This is a genomic window from Sagittula sp. NFXS13 (assembly GCF_040148795.1).
GTDB classification, from domain to species: Bacteria; Pseudomonadota; Alphaproteobacteria; order Rhodobacterales; family Rhodobacteraceae; genus Sagittula; species Sagittula marina.
On sequence record NZ_JAGEMH010000001.1, the window covers coordinates 483,732 to 501,457 of the forward strand.

At 62.4% G+C, this 17,726-nt stretch carries 15 protein-coding genes; 6 read left to right on the top strand and 9 right to left on the bottom strand.

Going from position 1 to position 17,726, the window contains the following annotated elements; translation table 11 throughout:
• Window positions 1-514: 514 nt before the first annotated feature.
• Window positions 515-3,805 (top strand): Hint domain-containing protein, encoded by a 3,291-nt coding sequence (locus tag J4E08_RS02300; RefSeq protein WP_349537134.1) that lies wholly within the window; start codon window positions 515-517, stop codon window positions 3,803-3,805.
• A gap of 171 nt (window positions 3,806-3,976) precedes the next feature.
• Window positions 3,977-4,366: a response regulator gene (locus J4E08_RS02305; protein WP_183964214.1), complete on the top strand. Its 390-nt coding sequence runs from the start codon at window positions 3,977-3,979 to the stop codon at window positions 4,364-4,366.
• Between the two features lie 78 nt (window positions 4,367-4,444).
• On the opposite strand, the gene J4E08_RS02310 is transcribed toward J4E08_RS02305, so the two are convergent.
• Window positions 4,445-5,140 carry a nucleotidyltransferase family protein gene (locus J4E08_RS02310; protein ID WP_349537446.1) on the bottom strand — a complete coding sequence of 232 codons (696 nt, stop codon included), beginning with the start codon at window positions 5,138-5,140 and terminating at the stop codon, window positions 4,445-4,447.
• 276 nt (window positions 5,141-5,416) lie between these two features.
• Between J4E08_RS02310 and J4E08_RS02315 the strand changes: the two genes are divergently transcribed.
• Window positions 5,417-6,706, top strand: a complete 1,290-nt coding sequence (locus tag J4E08_RS02315; RefSeq protein WP_349537135.1) for a DUF2254 domain-containing protein — start codon at window positions 5,417-5,419, stop codon at window positions 6,704-6,706.
• Between the two features lie 251 nt (window positions 6,707-6,957).
• On the opposite strand, the gene J4E08_RS02320 is transcribed toward J4E08_RS02315, so the two are convergent.
• Window positions 6,958-8,262 carry an HlyC/CorC family transporter gene (locus J4E08_RS02320; protein ID WP_349537136.1) on the bottom strand — a complete coding sequence of 435 codons (1,305 nt, stop codon included), beginning with the start codon at window positions 8,260-8,262 and terminating at the stop codon, window positions 6,958-6,960.
• A gap of 70 nt (window positions 8,263-8,332) precedes the next feature.
• On the opposite strand from J4E08_RS02320, the gene J4E08_RS02325 reads away from it, so the two are divergent.
• Window positions 8,333-9,142 (top strand): metallophosphoesterase family protein, encoded by an 810-nt coding sequence (locus J4E08_RS02325; RefSeq protein WP_349537137.1) that lies wholly within the window; start codon window positions 8,333-8,335, stop codon window positions 9,140-9,142.
• Here J4E08_RS02325 and J4E08_RS02330 read toward each other — a convergent pair.
• The 3 genes from J4E08_RS02330 to J4E08_RS02340 are packed head-to-tail and all read right to left on the bottom strand — an operon-like array spanning window position 9,139 to window position 11,688.
• Window positions 9,139-10,074: a tyrosine recombinase gene (locus tag J4E08_RS02330; protein ID WP_349537138.1), complete on the bottom strand. Its 936-nt coding sequence runs from the start codon at window positions 10,072-10,074 to the stop codon at window positions 9,139-9,141. The genes J4E08_RS02325 and J4E08_RS02330 overlap by 4 nt on opposite strands.
• Window positions 10,071-11,537, bottom strand: coding sequence for a hypothetical protein (locus J4E08_RS02335; RefSeq protein WP_349537139.1), 1,467 nt, complete (start codon window positions 11,535-11,537; stop codon window positions 10,071-10,073). The genes J4E08_RS02330 and J4E08_RS02335 overlap by 4 nt, the downstream gene beginning before the upstream one ends.
• A gap of 1 nt (window position 11,538) precedes the next feature.
• A complete protein-coding gene (locus J4E08_RS02340; RefSeq protein WP_183964225.1) occupies window positions 11,539-11,688 on the bottom strand; it encodes a hypothetical protein in 150 nt (49 codons plus the stop codon).
• 142 nt (window positions 11,689-11,830) lie between these two features.
• On the opposite strand from J4E08_RS02340, the gene J4E08_RS02345 reads away from it, so the two are divergent.
• Window positions 11,831-12,403, top strand: coding sequence for a shikimate kinase (locus tag J4E08_RS02345; protein WP_349537447.1), 573 nt, complete (start codon window positions 11,831-11,833; stop codon window positions 12,401-12,403).
• Window positions 12,400-13,512 (top strand): 3-dehydroquinate synthase, encoded by a 1,113-nt coding sequence (gene aroB / locus J4E08_RS02350; protein WP_349537140.1) that lies wholly within the window; start codon window positions 12,400-12,402, stop codon window positions 13,510-13,512. Before J4E08_RS02345 ends, aroB begins: the two co-directional genes overlap by 4 nt.
• A gap of 69 nt (window positions 13,513-13,581) precedes the next feature.
• Here the strand turns inward: aroB and J4E08_RS02355 are convergent, their stop codons facing one another.
• The 4 genes from J4E08_RS02355 to ssb all read right to left on the bottom strand — a co-directional run bounded on the left by J4E08_RS02355 (window position 13,582) and on the right by ssb (window position 17,594).
• Entirely contained in the window at window positions 13,582-14,178 is a 597-nt protein-coding gene (locus J4E08_RS02355; protein ID WP_183964229.1) for an Isoquinoline 1-oxidoreductase subunit, read from the bottom strand.
• 3 nt (window positions 14,179-14,181) lie between these two features.
• Window positions 14,182-16,341 (bottom strand): xanthine dehydrogenase family protein molybdopterin-binding subunit, encoded by a 2,160-nt coding sequence (locus tag J4E08_RS02360; RefSeq protein WP_349537141.1) that lies wholly within the window; start codon window positions 16,339-16,341, stop codon window positions 14,182-14,184.
• A 3-nt stretch (window positions 16,342-16,344) separates the two neighbouring features.
• Window positions 16,345-16,803 (bottom strand): (2Fe-2S)-binding protein, encoded by a 459-nt coding sequence (locus J4E08_RS02365; protein ID WP_183964233.1) that lies wholly within the window; start codon window positions 16,801-16,803, stop codon window positions 16,345-16,347.
• Window positions 16,804-17,072: 269 nt separating this feature from the next.
• Window positions 17,073-17,594: a single-stranded DNA-binding protein gene (ssb, locus tag J4E08_RS02370; RefSeq protein ID WP_349537142.1), complete on the bottom strand. Its 522-nt coding sequence runs from the start codon at window positions 17,592-17,594 to the stop codon at window positions 17,073-17,075.
• Window positions 17,595-17,726: the final 132 nt, after the last annotated feature.

Below are 17,726 nucleotides of genomic sequence, written 5' to 3' on the forward strand. Positions count from 1 at the left end.
CTTCAAAAAACCCCATGGAATTGTTTCCATAATTATCGACAATCCGGGACAAACCACCGCGCGACGAGGCTGGAAATTTCATATTTCCTCAGGAAAAGCGCGAATAGTGTTTCTCAACCCGACACAATAACCGGCCAAGTGTCCGTTGCCCCTGTCAAAATTCGCGCCGATTGGGGCGCGGATCTGTCGCGTGTTGTCCAGTTTCCGACAATTTTCTCTTCCGAGCGGAGGCACACTTGACGTATTAACATCTCCAAGCCCGCTGGGGGTGAAGAATACAGGCCGCGGGGGTGGCCGCTGAACAGTTCGGTTCTGACAGGTCCGACGTGATGCCAGGACGAAGCGCGTCCAAGCCGCCGTACTTCTTCGCCTCGCAAAAGTCGCGGGCAGAGGCATGGCGAAAACGTCGACCCATCAGAGCAGAGCGAAATGAGTAAACGGGCAGTGCCGCGGGCAGTGTCGTCGCAGTGCTTGCGGCTGGGGGCTTCCCCGACAGGAAAATGAGGGCTTTTAGATGGTTGATCTGGTTCTGGACTGGGGTGCACTTGGCGGGTACGGCACCTTACTGACCGACACTGACGACACTGGTGGCGCGTCTGCCACGGTGGATACCGGCGGCGTTGCCGTCGACATTTCATTCGACGCGGCTGAGGTCGGCGCAACGGCGTTCACCTTCAACGCACCCGGCTATGTGGCCGACGGCGAGACATTCGATCCGCAGTCCTGGCTGAAGCTGTACGGGGCACCGGACGATACCGCCGATGCGACATCCACAACCACGCTGGATTTTCGTGCGACCGACGATCTGTATACCGATCAGGTCCAGAACGTTTCCTTCCGCATCAACGATATCGACACAGATACGATGGGCGACAATCAAGATGGGACCGCCGGGCCGTTCGAGGATATCCTGACAATCACGGCGCTGGATGCTGATGGCAACGAAGTCCCGGTGACATTTACCCCGGCGGGTTCGGTCAATGTGACCGGCAATACGCTGGACGGTGAAACCTCGACCGGTCTCCAGGATGCTGACGGCTCCGTTCTGGTCGAAGTGGCCGGTCCTGTCGCGTCCATCGTGATCCAATACGCCAACGGTGGCGTGTCCGATCAGCGCGTGACGATTTCCGACGTGGAATTCTCCACCGTCGATGTGGATGGCGCCAATGTTGCGCCGGTCGCGGTGGACGATTTCGCCTCCACCGATCTGGACACGGTTGTCACCATCGACGCTGCCGACAACGATACCGATGCAGATGGCGACACGCTGACCGTGACTTCCATCGGCGCCGTGACCAATGGCACCGCCGTGATCGATTCGACCACGGGCGAGGTGATCTTTACACCGGACGCCGGTTTCATTGGCGAAGGCACCGTGGAATACACTGTGTCCGATGGCACGGCGACCGATGTGGGCCTGATCACTGTGACCGTGACGGATCCGACAGCGCCGAACACAGCGCCGACCGCCGTGGACGACGAGGCGACCACCGGGGTTGGCACGCCCGTGACCCTGACGCCACTGGTCAACGACTCTGATCCCGAGGGCGATCCGATCACCCTGACCTCCGTGACTGCTCCGGCCAACGGCACCGTGAGCTTCGATCCGACCACCGGCGAGGTGACCTACACCCCCAATGCGGGCTTCGAGGGCACCGACACCGTCGACTACACCATCACCGACGGCGCGCTGACAGACACCGGCACAATCACCTTCACGGTGGATGACGACTCCCTGCCGCCGCCGCCACCGACGAACACTGATCCGGTTGCCGTTGATGACACCGCGGAAACCGCGCCCGGCACGCCGCTTGTCGTGACGCCGCTGCTGAACGACACCGACGCCGACGGCGATCCGCTGATCCTGACGGGCATCACCCCGCCCTCCAACGGCACGGCATCCTTTGACCCGACCACCGGGGAAGTGACTTACACCCCTGCGGATGGCTTCATCGGTACGGACACCATCGAATACACCATCTCCGACGGCAATGGCGGAACGGATACCGGCACGATCACCATCGGCGTGGGCACCCCGGCAGAGGGCGTTGGCGCCATCGATGCCGATGTGTTCCCTGTTGATCCGTCGCTCCAGCCGCTCGACCCGCTCGATGGTTTCGACGAAGACACTGACCCGTCCGACGATCTGGACAGTGTAACCGGCACCTCGGGTGCGGACTATATCACCACGGGCGACGACGACGACACCATCACCGCAGGCGGTGGCGACGATACGGTCTTTTCTGGCATCGACGATGACGTCGTGAGCCTCGGCACGGGTGATGACTACCTGTACGACGTCCAGGGCGCCGACACGATCAGGGGCGGCCAGGGCAACGACACCATCATCGCGGGGACCGACACGTTCTCGGATTACGAAGGTGACGATGCGGCCTTTGCACCTGGCGGCTTCCTGAATGAAACGTTTGGCTTCACCTCTGATCCGAACCAGGAAGACGGTCGTGACAGTGTCGACGGCAACATCGGGGACGATTACATCGAAACCGGCGATGACCGCGACACCATCACCGGCGGTCAGGGCAACGATACCATCCTCGGCGGTATTGACGACGATTTGATCCGTGGCAACCAGGACGACGACAGCCTGATCGGTGGTCATGGCTCTGACACCATCGACGGTGGGCAGGGCAACGATTACATCGACGGCTCCAACATCGCGGCGCTGGAACTGACCGACGACATCGACGTCAACACCGAGAACGACCGTGACCTGCTTCAGGGCTTCCTTGGCGATGATACGATCTATGGCGGTGACGATGACGACACGCTGGAGGGGGGCTCGGGCAACGACTACCTCGACGGCGGTATTGATGACGACCTGATCTCCGGTGGGCGTGACGACGATACGCTGATCGGTGGCCAAGGCTCCGACACGCTGAACGGCGGCGCGGGCGTTGACTCGATCTCCGGCGGCGAAGGCCGCGACGTGATCGTCGTCGACAGTGCGGCGCATGGCGCTGGCGACGTGGTTGACGGCGGCTCCGGTGGCTTCGTCGATACGGCTGATCCTGCCGATCCGGCGAATGGCGACTACGACATACTGGACCTGACCGGCGTAGGGATGCGCGGCGAAGACTGGCGCATCGTGAACCAGGTCACCGACTCCAACGGCAATGGTCTCGACGGCACCGTGGAATTCCTGAACTCTGCCGGCGACGTCACCGGCACCATGGACTTCTTCGAGATCGAGGAAATCGTTCCCTGCTTTACTCCGGGCACGCTGATTGCGACCCCGTCGGGCGAAAAGCTGGTCGAGGATCTTGAAGTTGGCGATCGCGTGATCACCCGTGACAACGGCATGCAGGAGATCAAGTGGGTCGGCCGCAAGGACCTGACCGGCCATGACCTTGCGCGCAAGCCGCACCTGAACCCGGTCCTGATCAAGCAGGGCGCACTGGGCAACGGTCTGCCTGAGCACGACATGCTGGTCTCTCCGAACCACCGCGTTCTGGTGGCCAACGACAAGACGGCTCTGTACTTTGAAGAGCGCGAAGTTCTTGTCGCGGCAAAGCACCTGGTGGACCTCGACGGTGTCGAAGAAGTGGAAACGGGCTCCGTGTCCTACATCCACATCATGTTCGAGCAGCACGAAGTGGTCCTGTCAAACGGCTCCTGGACCGAAAGCTTCCAGCCGGGCGACTACTCCCTGAAAGGCATCGGCACTGCACAGCGTCAGGAAATTCTGGAACTGTTCCCGGAGCTTGCCGAGGCAGATGGTCTGCAAGGCTATGCCGCCGCGCGCCGCTCGCTGAAACGGCACGAGGCCGCGCTTCTGACGCGCTGAGATCTACACCACTCGCCCCTTTGATGTACCGGGGGCGACGTAACGGACGGGGCGGCCTTGGGGGAGGTCGCCCCGTTTATTGTTGAAAATTCTCGATAAATCCAAGGCTTAACCCGTCATTAGGACCCGTACTGGCATGATCTGATCCTGGGTCGAGCGAACGGTGAATCGATGGTCAAGTCAGAGAAACTGTGCCTGATTGTGGATGATCAGGAATTTGACCGCCGCATGATGCGGCGGGTGTTTACCAAGGAATATCCCGATTTCCCCATGGTGATCGCGTGTGATCTGGCGCAAGCCCGAAAAAAGCTGCTGACTTCAAAGGTCTCCATCGTATTTCTCGACAACGCTTTGCCCGATGGGTTTGGCGTCGACTTCGTGCATGAGCTGGCACAGAAAGACGCGTTCAAGCGGGTGCCTTTCGTGATCGTCAGCGATTTCCCGACGCCCTTCATGTATGCAAAGGCGCGCGCCTCCAACGTGAGAGAGATCTGGTCCAAACAGGATTTCAATGGACCCTCGCTTCAGCGCGTGATGCAGCAGCATACCGTGCTGAACTAACCAGACCACTGACCTGAAATGACAAACGCCTCCGCAATGATCGGAGGCGCTTTTGTTGTACGGATGCGGGAGAGGGTCCTACTCCGCCGGCATGCAGATCTTTTCGTCGCCATTGTCGGAACACTCTCCGCGCCATGCATCCCAGGCCTCCGGCGTGTCGAGATCAAGCAGCGCTCGTTCACCGGGCAAGGCCACCTGACGGAGGCGATGCTTGTTGGACCGGAGCACTTCTCTCGCGCCCTGATCGCCCGTCAACTGCGCCATGGCAGAAAAGCAATCGGCCGGGAACAGGACCGGGTGGCCGGGCGTGCCGTCCTCCGTGGAGGCCTGTTGCAACATCGGATAGGGCACCGAGCAGAATCCCGTCATCACTTGCAGGATATCGGAGGTTTCCAGCTCCGGCATATCTGCGGGCAGGATCACCACCGCGCGCATACCACGGGGCAACATGCCGACGCCGCGCCGCAGCGAAGACGACATGCCCTCATCCGCATCGGGAACCGATATGACCTGAACGGGCAAACCCGCCAGAGCTTTGGCGCGGGGATGGTCGTGATCCGGAAGCGTCACGGACACATGCGCGCCGGTGGCGATTGCGGTCAAAGCCATGTGGCGCAGCAGCGGCACGCCACAGACAGTTTCAAGCAGCTTGTCTTTGCCGCGCATCCGGGAACTGGACCCGGCAGCAGGGATTAATATCGCAATGTCTCGCATGGTAATATCTATAACTGTGATCTCCCTGAAAAGACAGAAAATTATACGCTGCACCTGCATCTGCGCGCCGCTGCAACGCGGCAATTTAACCGCATTTTAATCCTGCGAGGGCCCTCGATGGGTGTCGAAGCGGCTTGAACGACCCATCAAGCGCGCTTTGACGTGAGGGGCGATTATCCCGATACGCCCCTTTTGCGGGACCACGCGCCCAATGCCACGCATCGCGCTGGCGGGAAGGATTACAAAGTGCAATGCGCCGTGAGGCCGCGCATACAAAAGCGACGGGGCGCACGATTCCCGCTGGGCAAGCCTGCATGGCACGTTAAGTTGCGCCCCATGAACAAGGTTTTTGCTCTCCCGCGCAAGGCGGTGCGCGTCCTGCGCGGATATTCTCGCATCTTGTGGGTGCGCGTGGCGATTTTCGGAATGCTCGCGGTCCTCTCCATCCCGCTCAGCCAGGTGATCGAGGCTTTGCTGCCGCAGAAAATGCAAGGTTGGGTGGCCGGTGGGTCGGTGGACCGGCTGCTGGATATCATTGCCTCGGCCATGTTGACCGTGACGACCTTCTCGCTGACGGTGATGGTGTCGACCAACCAGGCCACGGCGTCGCAATTCACCCCGCGTCTGCAACAACTCATTCGCCAGGATGCTGTGACGCAAAACACCTTGGCAACCTTTATCGGCTCCTACGTTTACGCGCTTGTGGCCATCGTTCTGCGGGAGGTCAGCTACATCTCGGACGAGAAAGCGCTGGTGATGTTCGTGCTGACGGTGGCCATGCTGGCGTTGATCGTGTGGTCGTTGATTCGCTGGATGCAACACCTGCAATCCCTCGGCTCTCTCATCAACTCCGCCCGACAATTGGAAACCATGACCGCTCGTCAATTCGCGCAGCGGCTGGAGACGCCCTGTCTCGGGGCGAAACCGCTGACCGGCGACGTGCCCAAGGATGGTCTGGTGATCGCGACACCCAAGACCGGCTACGTGCAGATCATTCACCCGGAGCCGCTGCAGGAACTGGCCGAGGAACTGGACTGCGAGATATACCTGCTGCAAGAGATCGGGGACTTTGTCTTTTTGCACTCGCCGGTGGCGAAGGTCTGTGGCCTGGACAAGGATCCTGATGACGAAACGCGGACCCGGCTGAAAGACGCTGTTCATGCAAACGTCATTCTCGGGGATGAACGCACCTACGATCAGGATCCGCGCTTTGGCCTGATGACCATGTGCCAGATTGCCTCCAAAGCCCTGTCACCCGGCATCAACGATCCCGGCACGGCCATCGACATCATCAACCGTTGCGGCAGCATCCTGTCAGGATATCGGGATGAGACGGAGGGCGATGGTAAGCCGCGCCACCCGCGTTTGCATGCCCGCCCTCTGGATGCTGCTGCGCTTGTTGGCGATGCGTTTGACGCGATCGCGCGCGACGGGGCGAGCATTCGTGAAGTTCAGGAACGGCTGCAGAAGGTGCTCGGAGGGTTGAAACGCCATCCTGACCCGGAGCTTTGCGCGGCCGCCGATGAGCGGGGGCAGGAATACCTTGAGCGCGCGCTCGAATCTTTGAATTGGGGTACGGACCGGCGTCGTCTGAAAGCGGCCGCCGAGGCGCGTGACGAGGCGTGATCGTGGCTTACTTGCCCGGGGCAGGCGGCGCCTGCCTCGGATCATGAGGCCGGTGCCATTCACATCGCAGCTTTGGCGGTGCCTCGGATGTGATCGTCCACCGGCCAAAAGCCTGCTTGCGGTCCAGAGACAACGCACGAAGTCGCAGCATATGAACGATGTCGTCTGGGGACATTGCTAACCTCCGCACAAATCAACTTTTGCACAGTGTAGCCCCAAGCCCTTAACGCCGCCCTGACGTGCAAGCGCATTCAGATTTGCATTATCTTCAATTTGGTGATGCGGTTGTTTTCACGCTCCATCACTTCGAACCGGAAGTTATGGTAGGAAAACACCTGACCCACGGTCGGGATCATCTGGCTTTCAAAAATAACCAGACCTGCCAGCGTGTTGGCCTCATCGTCGGGCAAGGCCAGATCCGTGGCGCGGTTGAAGTCCCGGATTGTCATCGCGCCATCGACCAGCATTTGTCCGTCTTCGCTGCGCATGATCTGATGGTCCGCCTGCGGGTCGAATTCGTCGGTGATCTCGCCGACGATCTCTTCGAGGATATCCTCCAGCGTGATCAGCCCTTCGAGGGATCCGTATTCGTCCACCACCAGCGCGAAATGCGTGCGGCGGCGCAGGAACTGGCGCATCTGCTCATCCAGCGGTGTGGTGTCCGGGACAAAATACGGCTTCATCATGATCGACGTCACCTTGAAGCCGCTCAGCGCGTCGGCAAGGCTGCCTTCGGTGGTGGTCAGTCGATAAATGGCGCGCAACAGGTCCTTGGCGTGCACCACGCCGATGATGTTTTCAGGATCATTGCGATAGACGGGCAGGCGGGTGTGATTGGATTCCAGACATTGTTGCACGATGTCCTGCGGTGCGATGTCCGCATCGACCATTTCGATGTTGGAGCGATGCAGCATGATTTCTTCGACGGTGCGGTCGCCAAGGTCCAGCGCGCCAAGGATACGGTCACGGTCTTCTTTCTGAACGACACCTTCGGAGTGGCCAAGATGCAGCGCGCCTGCGATCTCTTCGCGCACGGCAAGGATCTGGCTGTCGGGGTCGGTCCGCACGCCAAAGACCCGCAGCACGCCGCGCACCAGAAGCCGCACGGCGGACACCACCGGCGAGAACAGCTTCACGATCACCGCGATGGGCGTGGCGACGCGCGCGGCGGCAGATTCGGGGTTTGTGATGGCGTAGGTCTTGGGCAACACCTCGGCAAAGACCAGCACGATCACGGTCATCACCAGCGTCGCCAATGCCACGCCGCTGTCGCCGAAGATCCGGGTGAACAAGGCCGTCGCCAGCGAGGTCGCAAGGATGTTCACCAGGTTGTTGCCCAGCAGGACCGACCCGATCAGCCTTTCGTTGTCTTCGGTGATCGCCAATGCCTTTTCCGCCCCGGTGGCGCCACGGTCAGCAGCGGCCCGCAGCTTGCCACGCGACGCGGCGGTCAGGGCTGTCTCCGACCCGGAGAAAAAGCCCGACATCGTGATCAGCAGGACAATCGCGCCGGAGGTGATCCAGAAGGCGGCATCAAAGACTGTTTCGGGTTCCATCTACGCTGTCTTTCCTTAAGGGTTGATGGGGTTATGGGGCGCGCGGGCGCTTGGTTCAAGGGCAAGGAAAATGCGCTTTCGCAGACATGTTGTCCAACCGTATGAGACGGGTCCGATACTTGCATTCGGTGGCCCGGTGTCGAACCTTCAGGCAACGCGGGCCCTGCGGGCAGAGGCCGTCCGTTTGGGCATCCCGGCGGCGCGCGTGATCTGCACCGGCGATGTCGTGGCCTATTGCGGCGATCCGGTCGCCACCGTGGCAGAGATTCGCGATTGGGGCTGTCACGTCGTGGCCGGCAACTGCGAGCGACAACTGGCGGAGGATGCCGAGGGGTGCGGCTGCGGCTTTGACGAGGGGTCGACCTGTGACCGGTTGTCGGCGGCGTGGTATGCCCATGCGCGCGGCGCCATGGATGCCGAGACGCGCGCCTGGATGGCGGGCTTGCCCGATGAGGTCAGCCTTGGCAACATCGCGGCGATCCACGGTGGCTGGACCGATATATCGCGGTTTCTCTGGCCCACCTCGGCAGAAACGGATTTCACCGAAGAACTGGCAAAGCGCGCGGAGCTGACGCAGGCCCCCCGGCCGCAGATTGTCTTGGCGGGGCATTGCGGATTGCCATTCTGCCGACAGATAGAAAACACGCTATGGGTGAACGCGGGCAGCGTCGGAATGCCCCCGAACGACGGCAGCCCCCGGACCTGCTATGCGATCATTGACGGCCACCGGGTCACGCAGCACCGGTTGGACTACGACTGGCCCGGGGCGCAAAGCGCAATGCAGGCCGCCAATCTGACACAAGGCTATGACCGGTGTCTGGAAACCGGGCAGTGGCCGTCGCTCGACATCCTGCCAGCGGCGTTGCGTCCGTCCGGCTAGTCCTTGGCCATCGGGTGATGATCCATGACCAGCTCCCTCAGACGTTCCTCCAGCACATGTGTATAGATCTCCGTGGTGGCCACATCGGCGTGCCCCAGCAAGGTCTGAATCGCCCTCAGATCCGCGCCATTGGCCAGCAAATGCGTGGCAAAGGCATGGCGCAATGTGTGCGGCGTGACCTTTGCGGGAGAAACGCCAGCTTCGACCGCGAACTCCTTGATAAGCGTATAAAAAGCGTGCCGTGTCAGGTGTCCGGCCTTGCCATGTGATGGGAACAGGAATGCCGAGGCTTGCGTGCCCTTGCTGGCGCGCGCCTTGTCCTCGGCGTCGTCGCGGAACTGCAACCATCCGGTCAGCGCATCGCGCGCGGGTGGCGAGAGCGGCACCATGCGTTCCTTGCCGCCTTTTCCGCGCACCAACAGCATGCGGGGGTCGCCCCGTGCCGATGACACCGGCAGCGACACCAGCTCCGTCACGCGCATTCCCGTCGCATAGAGCACCTGCATCAGGCAGGCATTGCGGGCGCGGTCGGCCTCTGTCCGGCCATGGGCCTGCGCCGCGACAAGCAGCCGGTCGACCTCTTCGATGGACAGCGTTTTGGGCAGGCGTTTATCTCGACCCGGCCCGCTGATCTGCACGGCAGGGTTGTCGTCGCGCAGCCCTTCCTCAAAGGCGAAACGATATAGCTGCTTGATCGCAGACAGACGCCGCGCCCGTGTCGCGCGTGACAGGCCAAGCGTGTCGCAATGCACGAGGTACTCCTCGTAGTCGCCGCGCGCAGCCGTATCGAAGCCGCGCCCCTGATCGCCAAGCCACTCATCCACATGTTCCAGATCGCGGCGATAGGCGGCCAGCGTGTTGGCCGCCGCACCGCGTTCCGCCGCCATCGCGTCAAGGAACAGCGGCAGCCAACGGCCCGCGGCGATGGTCATTGCAGCGCCCGTTCCGCGTCGAGGATCATCAGCTCAAGGCTTGCCCTGCGCGCCACATCCTCCAGCCCCACGGCCCGGAAGGTGGAAATGGCGTCGGACAGATCCTGACCGTTGCCATCCGCGCCGGACGCAAACAGCGCCATGGCCCGCAAGACGACCTCGCCCAGACGTCCCTCGGCCAATTGGTCGCGCAGCACGCTGGGCACTTCGACGCCACGAAAGCCAAGCGCCACGGCCTCGGCGTGGGGCAGGGCGGGCACGTTTTGCGGGGGCAGACCACGCGCGACTTCGGTCAGGAATTGTGCCTCGGCGGAGGTGTCTTTCATGTCGGCGGTCAGCTCTTCGTAGCCCGACGACAGGAACATCAGGCGCCGCGCCATCCGGGCGGCCCGTCCTTCGAACGTGCGGCCTTCGAGTTCGACGGCGAACATTTCTGCGAAAGGCGACAACAGGCGCGCGTGCGCCATCTGGGGCCAGACCTGCACCAGCGCGCGGCCGATAAGGTCATCGTTGTCGCGTTGCAATGCGGCCTCGAAATTCTGAAGCGCATCAACCCGGTCCCAGACCCCGCCGGACGCCGCCGCATCCCGTAAGGAGTAGAGGCCAAGCAACCGGTTCGGCGGCAGGCTGCCCGCGCGTGCCAGCCGTTCCGCCGCCTCGATTTGCGCACGCCAGCCATTGTCGCCGGACAAGTCCAGCACGGCAAAGGACCGCGGCAGCGGCGCTGTGGGCAAGGGCTCTCCCAGGGCTTCGAACAGGCGGAATTCCAGCGCCGAGGGGCGCACCGGAGGCAGCAGATCGCGGCCATTGCCGGCCTCGGGATCGAGGAAACGCACCATCAGTTCCGCATGTCGCCCGGTGATTTCCCCAAGAGTTTCCGCGCTTTGCAGGATCAAGGCGGCGCGTTGCCAATCGCCGGACCGGGCCGCACAGAAGATCCGTAACGACAGATCGGAGGACAGGCGCGGCTCAGCGTCCAGCTTGGCGCAGACCGGTTCCGTCTGGCCCAGCAGCAGCGACAGATTCACCCAATGCGCAAACAGGCGCGGGTCGTCGACGCCGGTGATGTCCAACAGCGCCACCGCCTGTTCCACCGCCCCCTGGGAGGTCAGCCACGTCAGACGCGAATCGAGGAAATCGTGTCGCATGTCGCCACGGGGCGGCTGCGCCTCGGCCAGAATCAACGTTTGCATCATGCGCGTCATCGCGGGCACCGGCAGGTCCACCGCGGCGATCAGCGTCGCAATGCTGCGCGGGTCCGATCCGGACCACAGATCGTTCGGCAGGCCGGTGGTGGCACTGCTCAGCAGACCCGCCGCGCCGACGTTGGGGGCGGACAGGGGCTGGCTGTCGACGGCAGGCGGCAGCGCGCTTTGACTGACGGGATCAGCCTGCGCAAGCGCCAGCCCCGGCATCACGGCCAGTGCGGACACGGTGATCATTCGGCGCAGGCTGCGCGGCATATCAGTCCTCTTCCAGCTGCAACGGGACGCGGATCTCTGTCTGTGGCGGGCTGAAATCCGCCCCGAAGAAAGGTCCGATGTAGGCATATGCCACCAGTGCCAGCGCAGCCAGCACCACAAGGTAGAAAAGCCATTTGAATAGTCGGCCCATATGGGCACCCCCTGCCTCAGGTATTTTTTGCTTTATACCTAGCCTTTTTGTCCGGTTCACGTCATTCACGCAACAGGCAAGAGATGGGCAAGGAATGGCCGAAGGGACAGATCACAAGGGTTTGACCAGGGGACTGGACGACATGTCGCGCGGATCGGCGTCTGCGGTGCTGAAATTGCACAAGACCATCGTCTTCGTGGGCATGATGGGCGCGGGAAAGACGGCCGTGGGCCGAACTCTGGCCGCACATCTGGGCGTGGTGTTTCGCGATTCGGATCACGAGATCGAAGAAGCCGCGCAGATGACCATTGCCGAGATTTTCGCCCGCGACGGCGAGGCCTTCTTTCGCCGCAAGGAAACCCAGATCATCGACCGCTTGCTGGATGGCGTGCCGGGCGTTCTGTCCACTGGGGGCGGTGCCTTCATGTCCGAAGAAAACCGTCGCAACATGTCGCAAAAGGGCGTCTCCATCTGGCTGAACGCCGATCTGGAACTGTTGTGGGAGCGCGTCCGCCACAAGGACACGCGCCCCTTGCTGAAAACCCCCGATCCCAAGGCGACGTTGCGCGAAATCTATGAACGCCGCACGCCGATCTATCGGCTGGCTGACCTGTCGGTCAAATCCGAGCCAAAGATATCACTCGACAGCATGGCGCATCGGGTGACGCTGGCCCTGCTGGCGGAGCGGCCCGACGTATTGGAGAAAAACGCATGATCGACACCGTTGGTGTGCCGCTTCCGGGGCGGGAATACGAGGTTCGCATTGGCGAGGGGCTGCTGGCCCGCGCCGGGTCTGAGATCGCGCCGTTGCTGAAACGCCCGCGCGTTGCCATCGTCTCTGATGACACTGTTGCCGCCGCGCATCTGAGCACCTTGCAAGGCGCTCTGACGGCGGAAGGTATCGAAAGCGTTGCCATGACCCTGCCCGCGGGCGAGGGCACCAAGAGCTGGCCGTTCTTCAGCCAGACTGTCGAATGGTTGCTGGATCAAAAGGTCGAGCGGCGCGATGTGGTCATCGCCTTGGGCGGCGGCGTGATCGGCGATCTTGTGGGGTTTGCCGCCGCCGTGCTGCGACGGGGCGTGCGTTTTGTTCAGATCCCGACCTCGCTTCTGGCGCAGGTCGACAGCTCCGTCGGCGGCAAGACCGGGATCAACACCGCGCAGGGCAAAAACCTCGTCGGCAGTTTTCATCAGCCGTCGATGGTGCTGGCGGACATCGGTGTGCTGGGCACTTTGACGCCACGTGACTTTCGCGCCGGCATGGGAGAGGTCGTCAAATACGGCATGTTGGGCGACGCGGGTTTCTTTGACTGGCTGGAGCAAAACGCGCAACGGGTGATCGGCGGCGACGTGGAGGCCCGGCAATACGCGGTGACACGCTCGGTGCAAATGAAGGCGGAAATCGTTCTGCGTGACGAGACAGAGCAAGGCGACCGCGCCCTGCTGAACCTTGGGCACACCTTCTGTCATGCGTTGGAAAAAGCCACGGGGTACGGCGACCGACTGCTGCATGGAGAGGGTGTCGCCATAGGCTGCGCCTTGGCGTTCGAGCTGTCGTCGCGCCTTGGCCTGTGCCCCCAGGAGGACCCCAGCCGCGTGCGCGCCTTGCTCAAAGATGCCGGAATGCGCTGCGATCTCAGCGACATACCCGGCGATCTGCCCGATGCCGATGCGTTGCTCGACCTTATGGGGCAGGACAAGAAGGTCATCGACGGGCAGTTGCGCTTTATTCTGGCGCATCGCATCGGTCAGGCCTTTGTCACCTCTGATGTGCCGGGCCAAACCGTCCGTGACCTGCTGACGGAGCAGTTGGCGGCACGCTGAACAAGTTTGGAAATTCTATCTGAAAGGGCCGGTCACTACAGACCGGCCCTTCGTGTTTTTGCGTCGAGATCAGGAACTGGGGCAGGCGGCGCCGGTGTCGATCCAGGCCTGCGTCAGCTCGCCAAACACCTTCTGGCTGCCGGGCGCGGGCGTGCGGCCTTTGCCGGGCTCCCAGCCCCAACCGACCAGACCGTCCTCGGCATTGTGCTCGTGCAGCTCAGCCAGTGATTTGCCGCCGTTGCGCTCCGGGTCCTTGAGCTGCGCACAGATCTCTGACGCGCTCTTGCCGATCCAGCCCATGGAGATCGGGGCCAAGTTCCACGGATCGTGACCCGGGATCGACCCTTCGCCGGTTTCAAAGGCGACGTTTTCCTCCGAGTGGCAGGTGGTGCAGCGCATCCCCGGCGCGCCAAAGTCGGCGGCCCCGCGCACCACGGGCGGTTGGTGCATCCGCATGTCGTCGCCTTGACGCGGGGAGTTGTCCACCGGGTGGCAGTTGCTGCACCGAGGGTGCTCGATCACCACCATCATCTCCTCGAACAGCGCAACGGAGCGCTCCCCCTCGGCCTCGATGCTGTCGAATTCATCGACAGTGCGCAGGCCGTTGACGTTTTCTGCCATGGCCGGGGTGGCGCACAGCAGCGCCGCGATCATCAGGTTCTTCATGGCTCAGGCTCCGGTTTTCTTGGCAAAGGGCAGGGTGGTGACGGTCTCGCCGGTCAGCGCACGCCAGGCGTTGGCAACGGCGGGACCGATGGGCGGCAAGCCCGGTTCGCCCACGCCGGTCGGATCCGCGTCGGACTGGATGATCTCGACCGTGACCTCCGGCATCTCGTGGATGCGCAACATGCGGTAGGTGTCAAAGTTCGACTGCTGAACCTCGCCGCCATCGGCCAGGGTGATCTCGTCAAACAGAACGGTGCCAAGGCCAAAGCCCACGCCGCCTTCCATCTGCGCCCGGATCACGTTGGGGTTCACGGCCACGCCACAATCCACGGCGCACCAGACACGATGCACTTTCGGCATCTCGTCAACGTCGGAAACTTCAGCGATCTGAGCGACATACGTGCTGAAGCTCTCGTGAAGCGCGACGCCGTAACCCTTGTCGCCCTTGACCTTTTCGCCATCCCAGCCGGCCATCTTCGCCACTTTTTCCAGCACGCCGCGGTCGCGGGTCATGTCGGATTTCAGCAGATCAAGACGCCCTTGCACAGGATCTTTGCCCTGCGCCTCCAGCACCATGTCCAAGAAAACCTCGGTGGCGTAGCCGGTGTGCGAATGACCGACAGAGCGCCACCAAAGAACGGAAACCGGGCTTTCCATCTGCGCCCAACCGGTGCGCGCATGGGTCAGATCGTACGGCATTTTCGTCGAGCCCTCGTAAGAGGTCGGGTCCATGCCGTCCTGCATCATCTGTGCCATGGGGCCACCGGCCATGATGGACTGGTTGACCACCACGTCTTCCCAGCCGGTCAGCGTGCCGTCCTCTGCAAGACCGGCGCGCATCTTGTGCACCGTCAGCGGGCGGTAATAGCCGCCGTGCAGGTCATCCTCGCGGGTCCAGACCAGTTTGTAGGTGCCGGGGCCTGCGGCCTTGGCGACCTCTGCCAGCTCATTGGCGAAATGCGCCGTGTCCTGCGCGCGACGGCCAAAGCTGCCACCGGCCAGCATGACGTTGACCCGGACGTTTCCCGGCTCAAGCGACAGAACATTGGCCACCGCCGGATGGTCCAGCCCGGGGAACTGAGAGCCCATCCAGACCTCGGCCTTGCCCTCGCTGTATTCGATGAGACCGTCCAGCGGCTCCATCGGCGCGTGCGCCAGATAGGGAAAGCGGAACTCGGTTTCGATCACCTGCGCCGCGCCGTCGATGTCCGCTGCGCCGTTGCCGATCATCTCGGCATCCTGACCACCCTGCGCGGCGGCCTCGGAGAAGGCCTCGAAGATCGCATCGGTCGACCGGGTTTCGGCGTTGCTGTCATCCCACTGGATGTCGAGCGCGTTGCGCCCCTTGATCGCGGCAAAGGTCGAGGTCGCGTAGACCGCGATGCCCTGCGGGATCTGGTGGACCGCTTCGACGCCGGGCACCTTCAGCGCGGCGCTGTCGTCGAACGACGCAACCGCGCCGCCGAACTTTGGCGCATGGGCCACAACGACGGTCTTCATTCCGTCGCGGTACAGATCCATCGAGAACGTCGCCGTCCCGTTGGATTTCGCCACGGTGTCGAGCTTTGGCAAGTCCTGCCCGATCAGCACGAACTGGTCGGCGGTCTTGACGGTCGGATCCTCGGGAACGGTCTGCTGCGCGGCTTTTTCAGCCAAGGCGCCAAAGCCGGAGGTTTTGTCGCCGTGGCTGATCACACCTTTGGAGACGGTGATCTCTGAGCCATCAACACCCCATTCTTCGGCAGCGGCAGCGACCAGCATGGCGCGCGCAGCGGCCCCGGCCTTGCGCATCTGCATGTAGCTGTTGGCCATCGCGGTGGACCCACCGGTTCCTTGCATCCCGAAGGCGAGGTTCTTGTAGACGGCATCGGCGGGCGCGGCTTCGGCGCGCATCTGCGACCAGTCGGCGTCCAGCTCTTCGGCCACGAGGGTCGACAGGCCGGTATAGGGCCCCTGGCCGAATTCGATGTGCTTGATCATCACGGTGACGGTGTCATCTGGCGCCACGCGGACAAAGGCGTTGGGCGCGAATGTGCCCTCGGTGCCGTCGCTTTCAAAGGCCAGGGCGGCCCCGGATTGCGCGCGTGCCGCGATGGGCAGCGACAGGCCGATCACCAGACCGGCGGAGGAGGTCAGGAAACCCCTGCGGTTCATCTTGGTCATGGTTTATCCTTCCAGGCTGTCGGCGGCGTCATGGATCGCCTTGCGGATGCGGACATAGGTCGCGCAGCGGCAGATGTTGCCTGCCATGGCGTTGTCGATGTCTTCATCCGTCGGCTTGGGGATTTCCCGCAGCAGCGCCGAGGCGCTCATCACCTGACCGGACTGGCACCAGCCGCATTGCGGCACGTCGAGGCTTTCCCACGCGGCTTGCACGGCCTTGGTTTCCGGGCCGTCCATGCCCTCGATCGTGGTGACGCTGCTGCCGTCCACCATCGAAATCGGCGTCACGCAGGAGCGCCGCGTCATGCCGTTGAGCATTACGGTGCACGCACCGCATTGCGCAACGCCACAGCCGAACTTGGTGCCGGTCATTTGCATTTCGTCCCGAAGGACCCAGAGCAGCGGTGTGTCGTCGGGGACATCTACCGTCACTTCTTTTCCATTGAGATCAAAGGTCGCCATGCGAGCCCTCCCTGGCTGTCAGCTTTTTGCTTGGGGGTTTGGAGTGTTTGTGATTTCGGTTTGAAGTGCCACATAGGCTGCTGAGCGACCGGGGCGATGAAAAAAGCATGTCGTGATTGCGAAAACCTTTATCGCAGGCGCGTCTTTTTCGGTTGTGCGGCGGTCTCAGTCCGTCGAACCGGCCCGGGGCGCGCGCGCCGTTTTCTACGCCGCAAACAAAAAAACCCGGTGCGCAGGCACCGGGTTTCGGATCTTTCAACGGGGATCCCTCAGAACGGGATTTCGTCGTCGATATCGCGGGCCGGAGCGCGCGCCGGGCCGGAGCCGCCACCGGACGAAGATCCTCCGCCGTAGCCGCCGCCCTCTTCGTAGCCGCCACCGCCGTAGCTGTCCTGGCCACCGCCGCCGCCGTAGTTGCCACCGCCGCCACCGCCGCCGCTCGGGCCATCCAGCATTGTCAGATTACCGCCAAAGCCCTGGAGCACGATCTCGGTCGAATAGCGGTCCTGACCGCTCTGGTCCTGCCACTTGCGGGTTTGCAGCTGGCCTTCGATATAGACCTTGGAGCCTTTGCGCAGGTACTGTTCAGCCACCCGGACCAGGCCTTCCTGAAAGATCGCAACCGAATGCCATTCGGTTTTTTCCCGGCGCTCGCCGGTGTTGCGGTCTTTCCATGTCTCGGACGTTGCGACGCGCAGGTTGCACACCTTTCCGCCGTTCTGAAAGCTGCGGACTTCCGGGTCACGGCCCAGATTGCCCACGATGATGACTTTGTTCACGGAACCGGCCATGTTTTTCCTCTCGAAACCTAGAATCGCATAGGCGAATGTCTGCCGTTTCTAACGAACCCTCCAACCGGGGTAAACGCCGGGTCGGTCCGGGGGTTCCCGAAGATGCGTTTTGCGGCTAGTCTCCGCCGAAAT